The organism is Corynebacterium sp. LK2510 (assembly GCF_040946405.1).
In the GTDB taxonomy this organism is placed as follows: domain Bacteria; phylum Actinomycetota; class Actinomycetes; order Mycobacteriales; family Mycobacteriaceae; genus Corynebacterium.
In genome coordinates this window covers 44,071-65,752 of record NZ_JAYWLR010000003.1, presented here as the reverse complement: position 1 = coordinate 65,752, position 21,682 = coordinate 44,071, and the positions used below count along the sequence as shown (strand labels likewise).

Annotated in this window: 15 protein-coding genes; 1 reads left to right on the top strand and 14 read right to left on the bottom strand. The window is 66.3% G+C overall.

Annotated elements, in window-relative coordinates:
* Positions 1–75: 75 nt before the first annotated feature.
* From VVR41_RS03165 to VVR41_RS03110, 12 genes are all read right to left on the bottom strand, one after another.
* Positions 76–1,617, bottom strand: coding sequence for an acyl-CoA carboxylase subunit beta (locus VVR41_RS03165; protein ID WP_321101629.1), 1,542 nt, complete (start codon positions 1,615–1,617; stop codon positions 76–78).
* Positions 1,601–6,382: a polyketide synthase Pks13 gene (gene pks13 / locus VVR41_RS03160; protein WP_368523562.1), complete on the bottom strand. Its 4,782-nt coding sequence runs from the start codon at positions 6,380–6,382 to the stop codon at positions 1,601–1,603. The genes VVR41_RS03165 and pks13 overlap by 17 nt, the downstream gene beginning before the upstream one ends.
* Before the next feature lie 114 nt (positions 6,383–6,496).
* Positions 6,497–8,314, bottom strand: a complete 1,818-nt coding sequence (locus VVR41_RS03155) for a FadD32-like long-chain-fatty-acid--AMP ligase (RefSeq protein ID WP_368523561.1) — start codon at positions 8,312–8,314, stop codon at positions 6,497–6,499.
* Positions 8,315–8,447: 133 nt separating this feature from the next.
* The gene (locus VVR41_RS03150; RefSeq protein WP_368523560.1) at positions 8,448–9,383 is read right to left on the bottom strand and encodes a cutinase family protein; all 936 of its coding nucleotides are present in this window, start codon (positions 9,381–9,383) and stop codon (positions 8,448–8,450) included.
* Between the two features lie 8 nt (positions 9,384–9,391).
* Entirely contained in the window at positions 9,392–9,889 is a 498-nt protein-coding gene (locus tag VVR41_RS03145) for a hypothetical protein (protein ID WP_368523559.1), read from the bottom strand.
* Complete coding sequence (locus VVR41_RS03140) at positions 9,889–11,820, bottom strand: alpha/beta hydrolase-fold protein (RefSeq protein WP_368523558.1); 1,932 nt, start codon at positions 11,818–11,820, stop codon at positions 9,889–9,891. Before VVR41_RS03140 ends, VVR41_RS03145 begins: the two co-directional genes overlap by 1 nt.
* Positions 11,821–12,001: 181 nt before the next feature.
* Positions 12,002–12,802 carry an SDR family oxidoreductase gene (locus tag VVR41_RS03135; protein WP_368523557.1) on the bottom strand — a complete coding sequence of 267 codons (801 nt, stop codon included), beginning with the start codon at positions 12,800–12,802 and terminating at the stop codon, positions 12,002–12,004.
* 8 nt (positions 12,803–12,810) lie between these two features.
* Entirely contained in the window at positions 12,811–13,824 is a 1,014-nt protein-coding gene (locus VVR41_RS03130; RefSeq protein WP_368523556.1) for an alpha/beta hydrolase, read from the bottom strand.
* Between the two features lie 67 nt (positions 13,825–13,891).
* On the bottom strand, positions 13,892–15,715 hold the full coding sequence (locus tag VVR41_RS03125) for a hypothetical protein (protein WP_368523555.1): 1,824 nt from the start codon (positions 15,713–15,715) through the stop codon (positions 13,892–13,894).
* Between the two features lie 10 nt (positions 15,716–15,725).
* Entirely contained in the window at positions 15,726–16,709 is a 984-nt protein-coding gene (locus VVR41_RS03120) for a decaprenyl-phosphate phosphoribosyltransferase (protein ID WP_321101614.1), read from the bottom strand.
* Positions 16,706–17,209 carry a phosphatase PAP2 family protein gene (locus tag VVR41_RS03115; protein WP_368523625.1) on the bottom strand — a complete coding sequence of 168 codons (504 nt, stop codon included), beginning with the start codon at positions 17,207–17,209 and terminating at the stop codon, positions 16,706–16,708. The genes VVR41_RS03120 and VVR41_RS03115 overlap by 4 nt, the downstream gene beginning before the upstream one ends.
* The gene (locus tag VVR41_RS03110) at positions 17,196–19,148 is read right to left on the bottom strand and encodes a glycosyltransferase (protein ID WP_368523554.1); all 1,953 of its coding nucleotides are present in this window, start codon (positions 19,146–19,148) and stop codon (positions 17,196–17,198) included. The genes VVR41_RS03115 and VVR41_RS03110 overlap by 14 nt, the downstream gene beginning before the upstream one ends.
* A 152-nt stretch (positions 19,149–19,300) precedes the next feature.
* Here VVR41_RS03110 and VVR41_RS03105 point away from each other — a divergent pair, with 152 nt between their 5' ends.
* Positions 19,301–19,714, top strand: coding sequence for a hypothetical protein (locus VVR41_RS03105; RefSeq protein ID WP_368523553.1), 414 nt, complete (start codon positions 19,301–19,303; stop codon positions 19,712–19,714).
* Between the two features lie 72 nt (positions 19,715–19,786).
* Here VVR41_RS03105 and VVR41_RS03100 read toward each other — a convergent pair whose 3' ends face one another.
* Together VVR41_RS03100 and VVR41_RS03095 are read right to left on the bottom strand one after the other, a co-directional pair.
* The gene (locus tag VVR41_RS03100; protein ID WP_368523552.1) at positions 19,787–20,899 is read right to left on the bottom strand and encodes an ABC transporter permease; all 1,113 of its coding nucleotides are present in this window, start codon (positions 20,897–20,899) and stop codon (positions 19,787–19,789) included.
* Positions 20,899–21,660, bottom strand: a complete 762-nt coding sequence (locus VVR41_RS03095; protein WP_368523551.1) for an ABC transporter ATP-binding protein — start codon at positions 21,658–21,660, stop codon at positions 20,899–20,901. The genes VVR41_RS03100 and VVR41_RS03095 overlap by 1 nt, the downstream gene beginning before the upstream one ends.
* Between the last annotated feature and the right edge of the window lie 22 nt (positions 21,661–21,682).

Here is a 21,682-nt window from a genome sequence, read left to right as displayed (position 1 = left end):
GCTGGAGAGCATGGGCTAGAGCCTTTCTTAGTTACAGAGTCACTGATTGTTTGAACGCAATGAACGCAAATTACGTTACAGCGGGCTGATCGTGTGCTTCTTGGGCAGGTCCGCTTGGTGCTTGGTGGCCAGTTGGCGCAGGGCGCGTCGCAAAGCGAGGCGAGTTTCCGACGGCTGGATCATCGCGTCGATGAATCCGCGCTCCGCGGCGACGTAGGGAGAGGTCATGTTCTCGTCGTAGAAGTCCATGAACATCTTCTTCATCGCCTCGCGCTGCGCCGGATCCTCGATGGCCGCGAGCTGCTTGCCCTGGATCATCACCACGGCCGCCGCCGAACCCATCACCGCGATCTGCGCGGTCGGCCACGCGAGATTGATGTCACCGGAGAGGTTCTTCGACCCCATCACGGCGTACGCGCCGCCGTAGGCCTTGCGCACGATGAGCGCCACCTTCGGCACCGTGGACTCCGCGCCCGCGAAGGCGAACTTCGCGCCACGGTGGATCAGGCCCTGACGCTCCTGGTCCACACCCGGCAGGTATCCGGGGGTGTCCACGACGAAGACGATCGGGATGTTGTAGGCGTCGCAGGTGCGCACGAAGCGCGCGCCCTTGTCGGCGGCGTCGGCGTCGATGCAGCCTGCGTAGTGCATCGGGTTGTTGGCCACAAAGCCCACTGTCCTGCCGTCGATGCGGCCGAAGGCGCAGATCATGTTCTCGGCGTAGTTGGCTTGGATTTCGAGCAGGTCGTCGTCGTCGCCAAGCTGAGCGAGCAGCTCGCGCATGTCGTAGCCCGCGTTGGTGTCGTCGGGCATGAACGTGTCGAGCGCGGAATCATCCAGGTCCTCGTCGGCGGGCGCCCACGCGACGGGAGCTTCGTCGAAAGCCGAGGTAGGCAGGTGCGCGAGCAGGTCGCGGACGTAGTCGAACGCCTCTTCTTCCGAGGAAACGACGGCCTGGATGTTGCCGGAGCGCTCCTGGATGCGCGCACCGCCGAGCTCTGCCGAGGAAATGTCCTCGCCGGTGACCTCGCGGATGACGTTGGGGCCGGTGACGTACATTTCGGACTGCCCGTCGACCGCCACGACGAAGTCCGTGGTCACGGGCGCGTAGACGGCGCCGCCAGCGGACTTGCCCAGCATGATCGAGATCTGCGGGGAGCGGCCCGAAATCGGCAACTGCCGGCGCGCGATCTCGGAGTACATGGCCAGCGACGTCACAGCGTCCTGGATGCGGGCGCCGCCGGAGTCTTGGATACCCACGACGGGGCAGCCAATTTTGATGGCCATCTCCATCACTTCGGTGACCTTGCGGCCGAAGGTAACACCCACGGAGCCGCCGTAGACGGTCTTGTCGTGGGCGTAGATTGCGATGGGCCGGCCGTCGACACGACCGTAGCCGGTCACCACGCCGTCAGAGTAGACCGCGTCCGGGTCACCGGGCGTGCGGGCGAGCGCGCCGATCTCGACGAAAGAGCCCTCGTCAAGCAGGGCGTGGATGCGGTCGCGCGGCGTGGTCTGGCCCGCGTCGTCACGCCGCTTGCGCGCGCGCTCCGAGCCCGGGTCCTGGGCCGTTTCCAGCCGCGCGCGCAGTTCCGCGAGCTTAGAGGCTGTCGACATTGTCAATCCATTCCTTCATATGCTTGCCGACGGTCCCCACCGCCGGCTCATCCACCACGGCGAGGTGGTCGCCGGGCAGGTGGACAATCTTCAAATCGTCCACAATAGCGCCCCAGCCCCCGTCCTCGTCAATGTGCGCGTACGCCGGCTCAAGCAGGATCGCACCGTCGTGCATGCGCTCCGCGCGGAAAAGGATGACAGGCACATCCACGCTGGCCCAGCGAGAGAAGTCCAGGTTGGCCAGGATCTGGTTGTCCACGAAGGAGGCGCGCTGGTGCTCCAGCACACCGGCCGCAAGGCCGTGCTCGGACGCGTCGGTGGTGGCCAGGAACTCTCCGAGCATGGCCAAAACGGCGTCCTCGCCGTGGCTTTCCAAAAGCTCGTAGGGCACCGGGAAGTCCAGACCGTAGGTGTCCTTGGCAAAGGCGGCGTAGCGCTCCCAGCGCTTCTTCGTCTCCTCAGGGGTGTTCGGCGTCGGTTGCGACGGCTGGGTGGTGTCCAGCAGCGCGACGAAGGCCACCTTGTCGTTGCCGAGCTGGTGGGCGACCTCGTAAGCGAGCGCACCTCCGAAGGACCAGCCAGCAAGCACCACGGGCATACCTGCGGAGAGGCGCTCGATGTCCGCGACGTAAGCCGCGGCGCGCTCCTCCAGGGATCCTTCGAGGCGCTCGATGCCGTAGAAGGGGATGCCGTCGCCAAGACGTCGCGCGAGCGGCTGGTAGACGCTGCTCGATCCGCCGGCCGGGTGGAAGGCGAACACGCTCGGCACGCCCGCGGCGGTCATCTCCTCGGTGCGCTCGTTGAAGACGCGGACGTTGCCATCCACCGGGGTCTCCAGTCCTGCGCGGACCAGGTTGGCCAGCGGCTCGAGCGTCTCAGCGGAAGTGACGTCCTCTGCGGTGACCTCGATGCCGGAGCGCTCGGCGAGGTGCGCGGCGATCTCGACTGCCTGCTCCGCGGTGATCTCGGGAAGGGTTGAGGTGACACCCGCGGCGGCAGCACCGGTGTGCTTAGCCCAGGTGCCAAAGACCATGCGCTCGGCAGCATCGCGCGGGGCAACGCCCACGCCCTGCTTCGGCGCGTTGGCCTCCGTACCCTCGCTGAGCTGCGCGGCGGCTGCGGGGTCGCGGGTCTCGGAGTTCTCCGGCAGCGGCTGGGCCGCGTCGGGGCGACCGGCAACGGCGTCCTCGACGATGGCGATGACGTCGGCCACGGAGGCGTCGCGAAGCGCCTGCACCTGCAGCGGCGGGATCTGGAAGTCGTTCTCCACCCGGTTCTTGATGCGCATGCCCATCAGCGAGTCGAGGCCGAGATCGATCAGCGGCAGCTCGTCCGGCAGGTCGTCGGCGTCGTAGCCCATGGATTCGGAGACGATCGCGCGGAGGCGATCGCGCACGGTCTCGCCGGAGTCCGGGTCCCAGCGCACCGCCTCAACACCGTCGTCCTCAGCACCGGTGAAGCCCATGCCCGGTCCCGGAGTCGGGGCCACTGGGGTCACACCCTGCAGCGAGCGCGCCTCACCGAGCTCGAGAGCGGTGGCGAAGCCCTCCACCACAAGTTCAGCACCCTCGTAGATCTTGATGCTGGTCCCGCCCAGCGAGGTGGAGACGATGGTGGTCAGCTCGCCGTCGGCAGGCAGGTAGCGGTGCTCCTCGGTCGCGACGACGCGCGCGCCCGGAGAAACCTCCTCGGCCACGGCCTCCACCAGCTGGTGCGGGCTGAAAACCTGGTCGGCCTGGGTGGCGAAGGCCACCGTGTTGTCTGGCAGCGTCACCTTCGCGCCCAGCAGCGAGGTGGCGGCTGAGGAGGGTCGCGCTTTCGTCCACAGGCGGTTGCGCCTAAACGGCGTCGGCGGCGCGGGGATGACAGTGCCTGGGCCGTAGAAGCCCGTGAAGTCCACGTCGACGCCCTGGACGTAGAGCTTGGCGGCGAGGTCCAGCAAGGTGCCGACCTCGTCCTCCTTGCGCTTGGTGGAAAACAGCAGCTGCGCATCCGGCTTGCCCACCGAAAACGCCGTGTTCATCATTCCCATGAGCGCGACCGGGTTCGGCGCGATCTCCACGAGCGTGGTGTGGCCCGCATTGAAAGCAGCCTCGACGGCGTCCTGGAAGTACACCGGCTGGCGCGTCATGCGCAGGAAGTACTCGTCGGTGTGGACGGTCTCGCCGGCGCGGTAGATGGTGCCGCGGTCCACGGAGCTGAACAGCGGGATGGCCAGCGGCGTCGGCTCGAGCCCGGCGAGCTCGGCGGCGAGGTCGCCCATGATCGAGTCGAGCATGCTGGTGTGGCCAGCGCCGCGCACCTGCAGCTTGCGGGAGAACTTCTCCTCCTTCTCCAACGCCTCGACAATGAAGTCAACGGCGGTGGACGGCCCACCGATTGTGAGCATGCCCGGCCCGGCGTAGACGGCGGGCTCGGCGCCCTGCGCCTCCGGGTGCTCGGCGATGAATGCCTCGAGGTCGTCGCGGCTGAGCTCCACAACAGCCATCGCACCCTCCTGCGGGGTGCCGGCGATCATTGCCTCGCCCTCGCTCATCAGACGGGCGCGGTGGCATGCGATGAGGATGGCGTCGCGAGCAGTGATGCCGCCCGCGGCGTAGGCCGCGCCGATCTCACCCATGGACATGCCCATGACGGCGGCCGGGGTGATGCCGAACGACGCCAACAGGTCCGTCTGCGCGATCTGGATCGCGGTGATGGTGACCTGTCCGGTCTGGGTGTCATAGGTCTGCTCGTCGTCGTGGATCAGCTCCAGCATCGACCAGCCGGCCTCGAACTCGACGTACGCGTCGAGCTCCTCCATGCGGGCGCGGAACAGCGGGGAGGTCTCCATCAGCTGCTTGGCCATCTTGCGGTGCTGCGAGCCGAACCCGGAGTAGACGAAGACGGGGCCGAGCGCGCTCGGCGAATCCGCAACCGCGATGCCCGGGGCGACCTTGCCCTCGGCGACCTGGCGCAGCTTCTTCACGGCCTCGGCTGTCGTTGCGGCCTGGACCACCGCGGCGGAGCGGCCGTGGTTGCGCGAGGACAGCGAGCGCGCGACGGGGACGAGGTCGGCGTCGGCGCGGTCCTCGAGGAAGTCGGCCAGGGCAGCGGCGGCGTCCTTGCGCCGCGAGGGCAGAAGGCCGGATACCGGAAGCGCGACGGTCTCGCCGCCCACGAGCTCCGCCGGGACGGGGGCCTGCTCGGCGTCGTAGTCGGCAGGGTCGAAGTCGGCGACCACGACGTGCGCGTTGGTGCCGCCGAACCCGAAGCCGGACACGCCGGCGATGCGACGGCCGGAGTAGCGCGGCCACTCGCGCGGGTCTTCCACGATTTCGATGTGCTGGGCGTCGAAGTCGACGTATTCGTTCGGCCCCGCGTAGTTGACCGTGGCCGGGATGGTGTCGTTGCGCAGCGCCTCGAGCACCTTGATTAGGCCGACGGCGCCGGCGGCGGACTCGGAGTGGCCGATGTTGGACTTCGCCGAGCCGAGTAGCAGCGGGTTCGCGTTGCCGCGGCCGGCGCCCAGAACAGCTCCGAGTGCGGTGGCCTCAATCGGGTCACCGAGGATCGTGCCGGTGCCGTGGGCCTCCACGAGGTCCACCTGGGCCGGGTCGATGCCGGCGTCCGCGTAGGCGCGGCGCAGCACATCCACCTGGGCGTCCGGGTTCGGCGCGGTCAGCCCGTTGGAGTGGCCGTCCGAGTTGGTGGCGCAGCCCTTGATCACCGCGAGGATTTCGTTGCCGTCGCGCATCGCGTCCTCGACGCGCTTGAGCACGATCAGGCCCGCGGCCTCGGAGCGGACGATGCCGTCGGCGTCGGAGGAAAACGCGTGGATGCTGCTCGTCGGGGAGATGACGCCGAGCTCGGCGAACATGAGCGAGGCGAACGGGTTCGCCATGATGTTCACGCCGCCGGCCAGCGCGACGTCGGCCTCACCGTCGCGCAGCGCGCGCACGGCCTGGTGCACAGAGACCAGTGAGGAGGAACAGGCGGTATCCACACTGACCGAGGGGCCGCGGAAGTCAAAGGTGTAGGAGATGCGGTTCGGGATCACCGCGCTCGACGACCCGGTCAGCGCGTAGGGGTGCGCCTGCGAGGGATCGGCGGCAATGAGCATGCCGTAGTCGTTGTTGGAGGAACCGACGAACACGCCCACGGACTCACCGCGCAGGGAGTTTGCGGGCAGGTTCGCGTTCTCGAGCGCTTCCCAGGCGAGCTCGAGCATGATGCGCTGCTGCGGGTCCATGTTCGTCGCTTCGAGCGGGCTGAGCCCGAAGAACTCGTTGTCGAAGCTTTCGATGTCCTCGAGGTAGCCGCCGGCGGTGTTCTCCTCCGCCATCTTCGAGCGCACCACCGGGTCGCCGGCGTACTCGGACCAGCGTCCCTCGGGGAGGGGGCCTGTGGTCGTGCGGCCGTCGATAAGCAACTGCCAAAACTCGTCGTTGTTGTCCGCGCCCGGGTAGCGGCCGGCAGAGCCGATGATTGCGATGTCGCGCGCGCCCGGGGTGGAGCTCGCTTCTCGACGCTCAATGGGCCGCGCCTCTTCCTCCGGAGCTGTCAGCGCAGAGGCGAGAGCGGCGATCGTCGGGTACTGGTAGGCGATGGTCGGGTCGACGCGCTTGCCGAGGAGATTCTCAAGCTCCCCGGTCATGATGACGGCATCGCGGGAGGACAAGCCGAAGGTCTCCAAGGGCTTGGTGGGCTCGACCTCGGCAACGTCGCTACCGACGGCCTGCGCGACCCACTTCTGCAGCCAGATAATCAGCTCATTCTCACTCATAGCACTTCACCCTATCGCTCCCTGTCACCATTTCGTTATCAAAGCCCCGCTCGGACCGGCCCACTTTCAGGGCCCGCCCGCTGAGCCGGGGCATGGCTGCGGGCGACGGAGTGCCTATCCGTTCTGGCGGTCGAGGAACCGCTTCATGTTCACGCGACGGGCGATCTTGCCGGAGGAGGACCGCGCGATCTCGTTCGGGGCGTAGAACTCGATGACCTCCGGGGACACGCCGTGCAGCGAGGTGACCGCGGAACGGATCGCGTCCTCAGCAGCGGAGTCGCCCTCGGCGGTTGCGGCCTCGGCGCGCTCGACGAAGATGATCAGGCGCTCGACGTCCTCGCCCGGAACGGCGAAGGCGGCGACGGAGTCGGTGCGGACGTGGTCGGTCGCCTCCTGCACCGTGATCTCGATGTCCTGCGGGTAGTGGTTGCGCCCGGCGACGACGATGAGGTCCTTGAGGCGGCCGGTGATGTAGAGCTCGCCGTCGATTAGCGTACCCAGGTCGCCGGTGGCGAGCCAGCTGTCGGTAGGCAGGTTGTCCTGGGACGTCTCGCCGATGGTGTTGGCAAAGGTCACTTCAGTCTCATCGGGGCGGTCGAGGTAGCCGGCGGCGACGTTAGCTCCGTGGACCCAGATCTCGCCGATGGTGCCCTCGGCGACCTCGTTCTTCGTCTCCGGGTCGACGATGGCGAAGTCCATCCAGCGCACCGGCGCGCCGTTGGAGGCGAGCACGAGGCCGTCGCTGCCCTCGGCGACCTCGACGGCGCTGCCCTCGGCGAGCTTGTCGCGGTCAAAGGCGCGGAAGACCGGGCGCTCCGGACGCTGGGCGATGGTGACAATCAGCGTCGCCTCCGCCAGGCCGTAGCCCGGGCGGATGGCGTTGCGGTTGAAGTTGTACGGGGCGAACGCCTCGGCGAAGGTGTCCACGCCCGCCTTCGTCACCGGCTCGGAGCCGATAATGAGGCCGTCGACGGCAGACAGGTCGAGGTTGTCCTCGTCGGTGATGTTGGCGTAGCGCGCGGCAACATCGAGGGCGAAGTTCGGGATGACGGAGTAGATGTGCATGTCCTCCGGGTCGTCCTCGCGGCGCGAGAGCTGCTTCAGGTAGCGCTTCGGCTGTTGCATGAAGTCGCGTGGGGACATCAGCTCGATCTCGTTGCCCAGCACGACGAGCAGCATGGACACGATGATGCCCATGTCGTGGTGCATCGGCAGCCAGATCGGGGCGCGCAGCGGCTGCTGCAGGTCGACCGCGGTGTAGATCTGGATGACGTTGGTGACAACGGACTCGTTGGTCAGGGTCACACCCGCCGGCATGCGGGTGGAGCCGGAGGTGTACTGCAGAAACGCCGTGTCGTTAGCGGTGTCGGTTCCCTCAGCGATCTCGAGCGGGGTCCAGGACTCGGCCAGGGAGTCCGGCAGGGAGTCGACAGAAAGGATGCGCGGGCGCTGCGCCGCCGGGAGCTCGGCGAAGAACTGGCGCACGGCCGGGGCGCCAGCCTTGTTGGTCATGATGGTCTTCGCACCGGAGTCCGCCAGAACGGCGCGCAGGTGCTCGCCGTGGCCCGGCTCGTTCGGGTCGTAGAGCGGGATGGGTACCTGGCCGGCGTACATCGCGCCCATGAATCCGAAGAGGTACTCCGGCGAGTTAGAGGCCAAGATGGCCACGCGGTCGCCGGGCTGGCCGACCTGCATGAGGCGCGCCGCAACGGCCTTGATGCGGGTGTTGACCTCGCGGCGCGAGTAGGTGCGAAGCTCGCCCTCGGCGCTTGAGGAGAAGTCCCAGTAGCGGATGTTGGTGTCATCCAGCTGGCCCATCTGGGCGCCCATGAAGTGCAGCATCTCGGCCAGGGCCGGGATGGTGAAGTTCTGCGGCAGGACGATGCGGCCGTCCTCGTCAATAAAGCGCTGGATAATAACGCTCAGGTCCATGGGACTCCTTCTAAGTAACAGATTGCTCGGCCCCCGCCTGCTCACGGTGCGGGGACGCTCCTGTCATCGTGTAGCACCCAGTCGGGTACTGCGAGATTGTGTCGATAAGTATATGGTTCGCGCCGGTAATGCGTTACTGGGCGTCGATGACACCGCGGGCCCACTGCACGACCCACTCCGGGGTGGTGGTGCCAGGAATGACCGCCGGGTTGGACGCGTACTGCGCGTGGTTTCCGTTGGCAAGCAGCAGGTCACCCGCCCGCGCGACGAGCGTGCCGGCGTCCTGGGGCGCGTCGCACACGGAGTCGTTTGGCGCGCAGATTTGGAAGGCTCGATCCGCAACCTCGCCGAATCCACCCGGTCGCGGGCCCGTCATGGTCGCGCCAGGCGTGACGGCCTGAACAATCTGGTTGAACGGCTGCAGCGCGATTTCCGCGCCGACGCCGGGCAGCTCCACACCGGGGTTGATGCCCACGCCGTTCTCGCGGCGCCCGTCGGCGATCATCACAGCGCCCAGGAGGCGCTCCGGGGCCACCGCGTGGTTGCGGGTACCGATCTGGTTGGCGATGTCGCCGGCAATGACGGCGCCCTGCGAAAAGCCCGCAATGATGAACTTCGTGCTCGGGCAGGTATCCGCGATGAACGCGAGCTCACCGTTGGTCCGTGCGGTGCCCTCGGCGCGCGAGTCGTTATACGTCATCTCGGCGCGGCCGCGCTCCGTCTGGATGTTGCGGAACTGCGCCGTGTATGGCGTTGTCCACACGCGGACGTGGTCGATGGGGTACGCCTCCTGCAACGGCCTCGTGATCGAGAGCATGAAGGAGTACGGGTTTGCCTGCGGGTTGAACGGGTCGTCCGTCTGTGCGGACTCCCAGGTGCCCGGGATGGACACCACCTGCACGGCGGGGCACCAGTCGGGCTCACTGCTCCACGGCAGCGCGCCAGGCTGCTCCGCCGTCGGGCTCGTCGAATCGCCGAGTGGGCCCTCACCGCCGCGCCACTGGAAGTAGCCGAGGCCGATGAGTGCGAGTACGACGATGACGGCGCCGACGAGGAGGGGCTTACGCATGGGTGTCCTTAGCAAAGGTTGGCGTGAGCGGTGTCGTCGATAAGCTTCGCGGCAGCGGCGGGGTCCAGGTTGGTGCGCCGCTGCTCCACGAGCTGGCCGGCAACCGCGTCACGGGTGAACGTGGTTCCGTCACAGAGGCTAAAGCCGGTGGCTGTGAGTTGGTCTTCAACTCCGTTGATGTTGATTCCCTTGTTTCTGAGCTCGCCCAGAAACACCTCTTCTTCGGGCGAGTAGTGCGCGCTCATCTCGGGAATGGAGGAGACCTCGCGGGCGGGCTGCTCGTTGGCCGGAGCTTCGGCGGCACTCGCCGCGGTGGTCGTTGCCGTGCTCGTTGCGGTGCTCGTCGCAGTGCTTGTCGACGCCCCCGTGGTCGCAGCCGACGTCGCCGTCTGCGTTGCCGAGGCGGTCACATCCGAACTATCGACGGTCGCCCCTCCGCACGCGGCGAGCACGAGCGACGCCGCGCCGAGTGCAGCCAGCGTGCCTGCCTTGTGAGCGCGGCGCACTAGCGCGTCCTCTCGGTCACGGTGCCGTTGACTTGCTGCAGCGTCCCGTTCTGGAAGTCGATGGTCAGGCCACCGGCCGGGATGTTGGTCATGTCGGAGGTAGGCCAGCCGAGGCGACCCTGTTCCCAGCCTTCCTTGCCCCACGCGTCGAAGATCTCGCCGTAGTAGATCACGTGGGCGCCGGTCGCGGCCGACCAGTAGATGTTGCCCTTCTCAAACCGCTGGAAGAAGCCACCACGGATGGCGATTTCATTGCTGGTGGGGTAGCCAAGATCCGAGGCCGCGGTGTTGAGCTGGCCGTACTTCTCGCCGATCGCGCCGTGGACGATGTAGTGGCTCGTGCCGTCCGGGTTGCGGGTCAGGTAGCCACCCTCAAACTTCTGCACGAAGCCGCCGCCGATGGCCTGGGCCTCGGCGACCGGGTACTTCAGGTCGCCGTTCTCGTAGCCGTTGGCGCCCCAGGCTGCAAACATGTCGCCCGGGATGGCGTAGGCGCCGGTCTGCGGGGTCCAGTAGATGGAACCGTGCTGGAAGTGAACGAAGCGTCCGCGGCCGTCCGGGGTTGCGGTCTCGCCGGTCGTCGGGAAGCCGAGCCAGCCGGCCGCACCGCCGAGCCCGTTGTACTTGGCCAGGATCGCACCGAACAAAGCGTGAGCGCCGGTCTCCGGGGACCAGAACGCCTGGCCACCACGGAAGTCCTGGGCCTTGCCGCCGGCGACGTCGTACTCGTTGTTGACGCAGGTGCTGATGATGCCGGACTTGGTCGCCTCGGCGATCGCGCCGATCGGGGCGCAGTTCGCGCCGCGGTCGGCCTCAGAGACGCCGAGGGCGTTGGCGATGTACGGCCACGCCTGAGTCATCTCGAACTGCCAGTACTCCCAGGAGTGCACGCCGGACGGACGGAACATCACGATCGGCTTGACCGAGGTGCGGCTGGCGTAGTCGACGAAGGTCTGGGTGGACATCCGCGAGATAACCTCCAGACCCACACCCGCCGGGTTGGCAGCGCCCTTGGCCACGGAGTCCGGGGAGCCGAAGTCGTCGCGGCCGGAACCGGAGGAGACGTAGACGGTCTTGCCCGCGAGGTTCTCAATGCCGAACTTCGGGTCGTGGTCGATCCAGTCCTGGGTGCCGGCCGGGCCCCACATGGCCTCGGAGTTGTAGCCGCCTGCATCCTGCTGAGCCGCCATGATTGCCGTCGGCATGCCCATGGTGGTGGTGTCGAGGTAACCGGAGAAGGAGCCGACGAAGTCGAACAGGTGCGGGTTGCGCTGTGCGAGGTTCATCGCGGCGGTACCACCCATGGAGATACCCACGACGGCGCGCTTGCCGTTGGAGCGGAACTCATTGTCGAGGACGGGGACGAGCTCCTTGGTCAGGAAGGTCTCCCACTTGTAGTTCTTGCCGTTGTCTGGGCGCTGCCAATCGGAGTAGAAGGAGGATTCGCCGCCGACGGGCAGGATGACGTTGACGTTCTTGTCGGCGTAGAACTGCTCGATGTTGGTCTCGATGGTCCAACCGTTCTCGTCGTCACGCGCGCGCAGGCCGTCGAGCGCCCACACCTCCGGGAACTTCGCGGTCGGGTTGGAGTGCCAGTCGCGGGCAAGCAGGATCTGCACCTGCATGAGCTGCTCCGGCATGGCTGCGGAGCGGATGAACACGGCGACACGGCGGTTGGTCAGCCACTCGATGCGGTCGACCGATACGCCTGTGGGCAGGCCGGCGATCTGCGGGTTGCGGTCAACCTCGATCGGGGTGCGCTGCGGCGGGTCGGAGGGGCGAATGTTGTCGGAGAATCCGCTGGAGGAGGACCCAATCAGGCTGCTCTGCCCCATGGCCGGGGCTGCGCCCGCGCCAACCGCTACCACGGTGGGAATAGTTGCCGCTAGAAGCCACGTGCGTCGCAGACGCGGGGAACGGTGATCTCGCATGAAAATCCTGCCTTACCAATGAGTGGAGTCGCGTGAAAGTCGCATTCGTCGGAAGCCTCCCGAGGGTTCCCCTCCCCCGGCATGCGTGTACAACGAAAGTATCGGTTGTGCCTGTCGTGCCGTTACCTTACACGAAACTTTAAGTTTCACTTGAGACTTTAGGGGACGACACGCGAGAAATCTACAATCCGTGCTTACGCTCCACGATCCGCAACATCATCTGAATAGTCAGCAGCCGCGAGAGCGGAAAAGCCACGCGCGACATCGATCCGCACGCGTAGTGCGGCTTGGGCCAATCGGCCACAATCGGCTTCATGATCTCCTCGGCGACCCGCTCCGCAGAGATCCCCGCGCGCTCGTTGGTATCCAGCTTGGCTAGCATCCGCCCAAACTCAGCCGCGTAGGGGCCTTGGCGGTCGACGTATTTCGTCCGCCGCTGCGACAGGCCCGTCGCAATCGCCCCCGGCTCTACCACGCAGATGCCGACGTTGAACGGACGCAGCTCGCGGCGCGCCGCCAGCGCGAAACCCTTGATCGCAGCTTTGGATGCAACGTAGCTAGAGCGAAACGCCAGCGGGAAACTGCCCAGCATCGAGCCGACCATAATGATCCGGCCGCGGCCGGCGGCGCGCATAGCGGGGAGAAGCCGCTGTGTGAGGTCGATGTGGCCAATCACGTTGACCTGGAACAGGCGCTCGAGCGCGTCGCGGGGCAGCTCCTCCAGCGGGCCGGACTGCGATTCCCCAGCGTTGTTGACCAGTACTTCCGGAACGCCGCGCGCGAGGATCTCCTGCGCCGCGAGCGCGATTGATTCAGGTTTGCCCAGGTCGAGCGCGATGTACTCCACACCCGGCAGCAAGTTCGTCACACGAGAGGGATCGCGGGTCGTGCCAATGACGCGGTACCCCTCGGCGGACAAACGAAACGCCGTCGCCCGGCCAATCCCTGAGGTGGCACCGGTGACGACGGCGAGTGCGTTCATAGCGCGATTTACCAGGCGTTCATCACGTCGAGGACGCGGCCCTTAGTGGCCTGCATCTGGCCGCCGAACTGCTGCCAGTTGTGGATGCCATTCGGCGTGTAGACCTCGGTGAACTGGAGTCCCGTGGCACGCGCCTTCAGGGCCCACAGGCGGGTGGTGAGGTTGGAGTACGCCTCCAGTGCGACACCGGACGCGACGTGCTCCGGGCGGTAGCCGGAATCCTGCGGGCCCGGAATCGCGGAACCAGCGGAGATGTAGACGTCAGTGTTGCGCAGACCGTCCATGTTGAGGAAGGGATCGTTCTCGAAACGGCGCGGGTTGATCACGCTGCCGTACATGGCGTTGATGTTGTATAGGCCGCCGTCGAGAAGCGCGGCGCGCATCGCGGTCTGCGAACCCGGGAACGTGGTGGCGAGGTAGCCGGAGAACGACAGCACCTGGCGGAACTGACCCGGGTACTTCGCGGCGAGGTTCATCGCGGCGGTGCCGCCCATAGACAGGCCCAGGATGGAGTTGTTGTTCCAGGCGACGCCGAAGTTGTTCTGCAGGTACGCCGGCAGCTCCTGAGACAGGAAGGTCTCCCATTGGTAGATGACCGGGTTGTTGAAGTCGTACGTCGCCGGTGCCTGCCAGTCAGCGTAGAACGAGGCCGCTCCGCCGACGGGCATAACGAGGGTGATGTTCGAGTCGACGTAGGTCTCAGCCGCGTTGACGTCGTTGACCCAGGCGCTGGTGCGGTCCGTGGCGCGCAGACCGTCGAGCATGTACAGGCCAGCATTGCCGCCGCGGATGGCGGGCTGGATCTGAACGGGGATGGTGCGGTTCATCGCGGGCGACCAGACGTCGCAACGCTGCACCCAGTAACCGACAGCGTCCCAGTCACAGGTGCCGGTCGCATCGGCGCGCAGCCAGTCGCGGTTCGCGGCTGCGGCGTTCGGCGCACCGGCGATGAGGCCCAACGCGGTGCCGAGCGTCACGAGCAGCGCAATCGCGGCGCGCTTCACAGAGCTAATCGAGTACACAGATCCCCCTCAGGGCAATTTCTAAGTCAAAAACACCGTTCACGTTATCAATTCGTTGTACTTTTGGCTACCCGTTGCGGCCGCTCGGGCGCGGCCAGGCGACCTGTTTCCCGGCCCTACCGACGTCCTCGCCGCTTTCGATCCGGCGCAGCGTGGCCTGGTCAAGATAGACCGAGGGGTCGCGGTCGAGCTCGAGAGTGCGGCCGGGACCGAGGGCGAAACGCAGGTTCGCGATGAAGCGCTCGCGGGTCAAAGGCGCGCGTGACGACGCCAGGAGTTCAGCAATCTCCGGTGTGCGCAGCGCCGCCCTGGCCTGCTTCGCCTTTTCGATATCGACCCACTCCGGCAACGTGTCCAAGTCAACCGCGGTGTCCGCCGCCTGCCACTCCGGCTCCAGGTACTTGTCGTGGCCGATGCGACCGTCGGGATCGCGCGGCATCCGCGCGGCCAGCGGCGTGGCCAAGCCAACGGTGTCGAGCACCCGCATGTCCAGCTCCGAATTCATGCCGGTCATGCCCAGGTTGATCAGGTAATTCGTCAGCGGCTGGTTCTGCAGGTCGGATGCCGTGTTGAATCGGACGCGGTAGTACCACGCGTACTTCTCCGGGTTGCGCTGCAGCCGCGCAAGGCTCAGCTGCCCGGCGTCCGCGGCACGGCCCTCCTCGACGGCAATACCCCACTCCCCCATGAGCTTCGAAGTGAGGAAATGCTCGGCATAACGGGGCGGATCGCCAGGCTGACGGCCGAGAGCCATCGTCCAGAACTCGCGCTCGTCGACAATTCCGAGGTTGTTGGCGTTGCGTTGCTCAAGGTCGTCCGGCAGCGGGTGGGCGCGCACGATAATGACGCCGGCCCACACCACCGCGGCGACGAGCACCCCGATGGTCACCGGTCGCGCCGGAACAGCCATGAGCGGAAGCAACATTGCGAACAGGGGGAGCAGCAGCATCCGGCCGTGCATGAAGTCGCCGCCGACGCGGAGGATGTAGAGCACATGGAACGCAGCACAGCCGACAACAATGAGCACGATCGCGAGCTCGCGGCCCCGCGCGTCAGCCAGGAGCCACACCCCGACAGCGATGGCGACGGCAAGCGGCGCCCACAGGGCATACGGCCCGAGGAAGTCCCACAGGTAGCCTGCGCCCTGTGCCCACTCCGAGTCGGCAGCCGACTTGGCCACCGCTGTGTGCGGGGTGATCAGGCCGTAGTACCCCATGCGGAAAATTTGGTACGCCGCGGGCACCGGCAACGCCGCGGCGAGGATTCCCAGAGTCTTGCGCGGGCTGTACGCCAAGAGCACTATGCCCGTCACCCCGCCGTAGAGGGCGAACTCGGGGCGCACAAGCCACGACAGTCCGCACCAGAACGCGAGCCAGTATCCGGCCGCGGGCAGCGCGCGCCGCCCTGAGGGCTGGGCCCACACGACGAGCAGCGCCCACCACACGGCGAGCCAGCAGATGCTCAAGCCCCACTCCAGCCCAGAGGTGGCGAAGTCGCGCGCCGGCGGGAGCGCGAAGTAGACGATCACACCGAGCGGAAGCACGGCCACCGCGCCCGCGCGCCGGTTCCAGAACCGTCCGCTGGCCCACGTCGCCGTCACCGCGGCGACGGTGGTGAGCAACAGTGCTAGCCACATCGCTATGTTTTCCAGCCGCGCATCGGACACAAAAGCGACGGCGGTGATGAGGTACTGCCACAAGGTGGAGGTGTTCGCCTCGACGCGCTCGCCGACGTTGAACACGGGCCCGTTGCCCGCCACCAGGTTGCGCACCGTGCGCAGGACGATCAGGCCGTCGTCGCTCATCCAGCGGCGCTGCCACCCGCCCACGAACGCGAAAACGCCCGCCACCACTGCAGACAGCAGCAATGAAAGGCGGGCGTTGTTCGTCACTCAGAAGATGTTACTGGGTCATAAGCGGAATGACGTAGACCGCCATGACAATGCAGAAAATCCACAACAAAGCGAGCATCTGCAGTACGCGGTCCTCGAGCGCGATCTCGTCCGGGGCGCCACCATGCCCGCCGTCGACCTTCGCCGCGTAGCGCAAAATAGCGATGACAAACGGGACCATGGACACCTGGTACCAGATGGCGGCCGGACCCTCGACCGCACTGGAGAGCTGGAAGCCCCACAGCGCGTACGACATGACGACGGCAGTGGCAGACAGTGTCCACACGAAACGCAGGTAGGTCGAGGTGTATCCCTCGAGCGCCTTGCGGATCTTGGCACCGGTTTCCCGGGCCAGGAGCAGCTCTGCGTAGCGCTTGCCGGACGCCATGAACAGGGAACCGAACGCGGCGACGAGCAGGAACCACTGCGACAACGCGATGTCGGCGGCCACGCCGCCGGCCATGGTGCGCAGCATGAAGCCGGAGGACACGAGCGCGATATCGATCACGGGAATGTGCTTCCAGCCGAAGCAGTACCCCAGCTGCAGGGCGATGTAGATCCCGATGACGATGGCCAGCGCGATGCCGTCGCTGGCAAGCAAGGACAGGCCAAGCGCGGCCACGATAAGCAGCACCGCCATGGCGTAGGCCAGGCTGATCGGCAGCATGCCGGAGGCGATCGGGCGGAACCGTTTCGTCGGGTGGGCGCGGTCGGACTCGACGTCGCGAGCGTCGTTGACCAGGTAGATCGACGACGCGCCCAGGCAGAACACGATGAACGCCAGCGCCACGTCCCACACGGTGCGGGAGGTAAATGCGTCGAGGCCGGCCGCCAGCGGGGCGGCCAGGACGAGGACATTCTTCACCCATTGCTTCGGGCGCAGGCCCTTGATCATCGCGTCGGGGAGGTTCTTTGGCGGGGTCTTTTTCCGCACCACCTCGACGCCCTCGGTATGGGGCTCCGACTTTAGTAGTGGCTCGTGGGTCTCGCTCACCGCGTCTCCTTCTCCACCTTGATGGTGGCTGTGGCGACACCCGCACCCAGGAGGGCTCCCGCCAGGGTGTCTGTCGGGTAATGCACGCCAAGCACCATACGGGAAAGCATCATGATCGGAACCCCGACATACGGCACCTTGGACCCGGTGATCTGCGCCAGGTGCACCGCCGCCGCACCTGTGTTCGTCGCGTGGGACGAGGGAAAGCTCAGCTTGGACGGGGTTTTCACGCCGATGTTGACGCGCTCGTCGTGTGGTCGCGGGCGACGCACAAAGCGTTTGATCACCACGCTCGCCGCGTGCGCGGTGAACGTGCCCGCACCTAGGGCCGCCCACTGGCGGCGCCGCGGCTTATCCACGATCATCCCCACTCCCGCCACAGCCAACCAGCCGAGGTCGTGCTCGCCGAAGTGGCTCAACGAGCGCGCAGTCTTCACCACAGCGGGGTTGTACGCCATGGATTGGAGAGCGACAAGAATGTCAGCTTCACGCTTGCTCATCGAAGACACGCCCCCAGTTCTCATGGCTGGTCAACTCGGGCAGGGCGCCGCGGTAGGCGCGCTTGAGCTCGTCCCACCGCTCGGTGATGTCCTTCTGCAGCTGCTTGGTCTGCTTCAACAGGGCGTCGCTAAGCTCCTTGTCCCGCTTACGGAAAGCCACACCGGTGCCGCCGGCCGTCGACACGGTGGCGGAGTCGAGGCGCGCGAGCGTGAACCAGCGTGCCTCCTCGGCGGTGAGGTTGAGCTGGGGTGCATCCCAGTGCGCGCGGTCCTCGCCGCGCAGCTGGTGGCGCAGCGCCTTGAACGCCCACGGCAGCTTCTTCACCTTCGCCAGGCGCCCGCCGATGTTCGCGGTGGGCACGCCCGGCGCGCCCGTCGGCGCCGGCAGATCAGCCGCGGAGCTAATCACCTGCGCGTCCGAGTAGTCCTTGCGGATGTTCTGGATGCGCGGCAGGCTCGTCTCGAGGATGTCGAAGAGCTGGTCCGGGCCCTTGAGGAAGTCCTTCATGGCCTCCACCTGGATCGCCATGGTGGAGTACTCCATGCACATGATGTGCTTGTAGGTGGACTTCAACATGTTCTTCAGGATTCCGCTCGGGTCCTCGCCCTCGTGGTAGAGAGCTGCGACAATGAGGCGGTTGCGCAGGTGGAAGTAGGCCTGCCAGTCGATGGCGTCGTCCTTGTCGGCCCAGGCCATGTGCCAGATGGCGATGCCGGGCCAGGTGACCGTCGGAAAGCCTGCGGCCTTGGCGCGCAGGGCGTACTCGGTGTCGTCCCACTTGATAAACAGCGGCAGCGGCAGGCCGAGCTTCTCCGCGACGACGCGGGGGAATAGGTTCATCCACCAGCCGTTGTAGTCGACGTCGACGCGGCGGTGCAGGGCGCGCGACGTGGTTGCGCGCGGATTCATCTGTTCCTCTCGCGTGCCGGTGTAACCGAGCGGATACCGGGCGAAGTCGTGGTCGTAGACGGCGTGCGGCGCCGCGCCCCACATGAAGGTGTGCGGGTCGACGGCCTCGCCGGTGGTGCGCAGCTGAGAGCGGTCCTGCAGGTTAAGCATCTGTCCGCCCACGAGCACCGGGCTGGCGGCGTAGCGGGCCGCCTGGACAGCGCGCAGGATCGAATCCGGCTCGATCGCGATATCGTCATCCATGTAGAGGATGTAGGGCGCGTCGGTGCTGCCCAGCGCCTCGTACATGATGCGGGAGTATCCACCGGATCCGCCGAGGTTGCCCTGGGAGAACATCTGCAGTTTCCCGCCGAGCTTGGACTCCGCTTCAGCGAAATCGGACTCGCCGGCCGGGTGCTGGTTGCCCTGGTCCGGCATGAGCACGTGGCTGATCGCCTCGAGCACCACCGGGTCCTCGGACAGGGCGTGCAGTGCGTTAACGGCGTCGCGGGGGCGGTTGAAGGTGGGGATGCCCACCGCCACTTCCTTGGGGAAGGGGCCGACCTCGGTGCCGTCGGGCATGACCTGCGCCTGCGGGTGCTGGCCGGCGCACCATCCCGCGTTGGAGACGGTCGCGTCGGTTTCGGCGGTCACGTCGAACCACAACCAGCCGCCGTCCTCGAAGTTGCGCAGCTCGAGGGGGATCTCCACGTGCTCGTCGCGCGCCTCGACGTTGAGCACGGAAATCCGCACCCCGTCGTGCTTGGAACGGTAGACAGACACGGTAGCTGCACCCTCGACGTCGAGCGCGAGGATGACGCGGTCAAGCTGGGACCAGCGGCGCCAGTAGCTGGCCGGGAAGGCGTTGAAGTAGGTCTGGAAGGACACTTCGGCACCCGCCGGAATAGTGAGGTTCTGGCGGTCCGCCCAGGACAGGCGCTGCTTGTTTTGCTCCGCCTCGATCAGGTAGAGCATGCGGACGTCGTGCGGTTCGCCCTTGCGGGGCATGAGAATGCGCTGGAGGACGTCGACTGCTGGTTCGGCGTTCACAGATCTCGCTTTCGGGTTCGCGGACAGGCTAGTTCAGAGTAATTTCTGTCATCGACAGTAGTGCGTCAGCTCCTGCCCACCGCGACGTGACGCGGGTTAGCACCCGACAAGCCGACATTGCCAAGTAGTTGGCGGCCCCGGATACTGGGGCCATGCTTTCCTCCCCTGCTGCCAACTACGCGCTCGGCGGGGCGCTCGTGCTCGTCGCCGCCTTCTCGTTTACGTTCCTCACCGACTCCACCGCCGTATTCGTCGGTGTCGCGGCTGCCGTCGCCGCAGCTGTGCTGATCATCCGCGGGGTGCAGATGTCGGGATCGATGGATGAGGGCTACGACATCAATCGCGGGTTCGGCACCGATGTCGCGCCCGGTCCCGTCGCTGGCCCGCCCGCTGGGTTGGGCTCTGGGTTGGGCTCTGGGTTGGGCTCTGGGTTGGGCTCTGGGTTCGGTTCAGGCCGGGACACCCGGATGGACGCGGGGGATCTGCCTGGCGGTGAGATCGACTGGGACAGTCAGTTCCGGCGCGAGTTCGGTGGCGACAACCCCGGTGGATCAACGAAACGCTAGGACGGCCGCCGGTTCCGGGGCAGGCACCAGCCGGTATCGCGCAGCTCCGTGACCGAGCAAACCGCACTCCAGCTAGGCCTTCTTCTTGCGCAACCCCCATGCGGCGATCACGAAGAACGCGACGATCATCAGCCACATCACGCCGATATCGAACGACACAGCGGACCAGCCCTCGCCCCGAATCATCACGGTTTTCAGTGCGTCCACTCCGTGGCGCAGCGGCAGCAGCACGCTGATGTCTTGCAAGACACGCGGCGCGGCAGCCAGGTTGAACACACCGCTGAGCAGGATCTGCGGTGTCACCACGGCGAGCATCACCTGCGCCACCTGAATGGGTGTTCTCACAAACGAGGACACCGCCAGCCCCATCACTACGGACGCGATGGTCAGGGTCATGCCCGTGACAACGACGAGCCCGAAGTTGCCCTCCATGCGCAGCCCGACCAACCACACTCCCATACCGGAGATGATCAGCGTTTGCACCAGTCCGATCAATCCGAAGGCGATCGCGTAACCGCCCACAATCTGCCAGGGTGTGATCGGTGTGGCGACAAAGCGCTCCAGCGTTCCCTGTGCACGTTCGGTCACCAGCGCCATCTGGCTGGTAATGAACGTGAACACCAGCAGGAAGATGCCCAGCAGCGCGGGCCCCAGGTAGTCATATGACTTCCAATCGGTGCCGCCGTAGACAGTGTCCGTAGACACGCCCGTAATCGTGCCAGCACCACCCACGCTGAGGCCCATCTGCCGCGCCTGATCCCGTACGGATTCCGGCATCTGGGCAATCCGCGCGTTCTGCTCAGCGACCGACGCATCACGATAGTTGCTGAGCACCTTCTGCGTCGCCTCCATCACCGCCTGTATCCGGGCAGGGTCGGAGCCGTCGAGTTCAACGTGCAATTTGTCGCCGTTAACCGTGACGACGGCGTCCGCGCGCCCATCCCGCAGGTAGGCGTCCGCAGCGGCGCCGGGGAACGCGACGACAGTCGCTTCGTCCTGGTAGAGCCTCTCAATCTGCGCGGGTAGTTGCTGCGTCGCCACGGTAGGCCGGTACTCGTCCGAGGTGAGAACCAGCGACAGCAGCCACATCACGATCACCGGTGCCACGAACAGAATCGTCGCGGTGCGCGGGTCGTGCCGGAACTGCAGAAAGATTCGCTTGACGACGGCCACGAGGTTGCCCATTACTGCCCCTCCCCGGTGTTGGTGGTGGTGCCCGCGAGCGAGCCGGTTTCGAGGAAGTGCAGGAACGCCTCCTCAAGGTTTGCTTTGCCGGTTGTCCGGCACAGGTCTTGCGGACTGCCGATGCCGATGATGTGGCCATCGGAAAGCAGAGCCACGTTGGGGCAGCGCTCTGCTTCGTCCATGACGTGAGTGGTAATCAGCACGGTGACGCCGTCCGCGCTGAGCTGCGAGAGCTGCTGCCAGATACGGATGCGCTGGCGCGGATCTAAGCCGACGGTAGGTTCGTCGAGGATCAACAGGTCTGGCCGGGCCATCAATGCGATCGCGAGTGACAGCCTGCGCTGCATTCCACCGGAGTATTCGCCGGCGAGGCGGTCGGACGCACCGGCAAGATCGAAGAAGTCGAGCAGCTCGTCTGCGCGGTGAACCAGTTCGCGGCGCTTCATCCCTGCGAGACGGCCGAAGAAGTGGAGGTTCTCCGCGCCGGTGAGGTCGTTGTACAGAGCCGAGTCTTGCGGCATGTAGCCGATGCAGGATCGCACGCGGCGGTAGGGCGCGCGCTCGCCGAGCACTTCCACGGTCCCCTCCGTGGGCACCTCCAGGCCCATGAGCAGGCGGATCAACGTTGATTTTCCCGAGCCCGAGGGCCCGAGGAGGCACCACATCTCACCTGAACCCACCCGAAAGGTGAGATCGCGGAGGATGAGGTCGCCCCTTCTCCCGTACCTAAAGGAGACGTTGGTGAGTGCTACTGCGTCCATGCTCTCGATGCTATTCCAACAC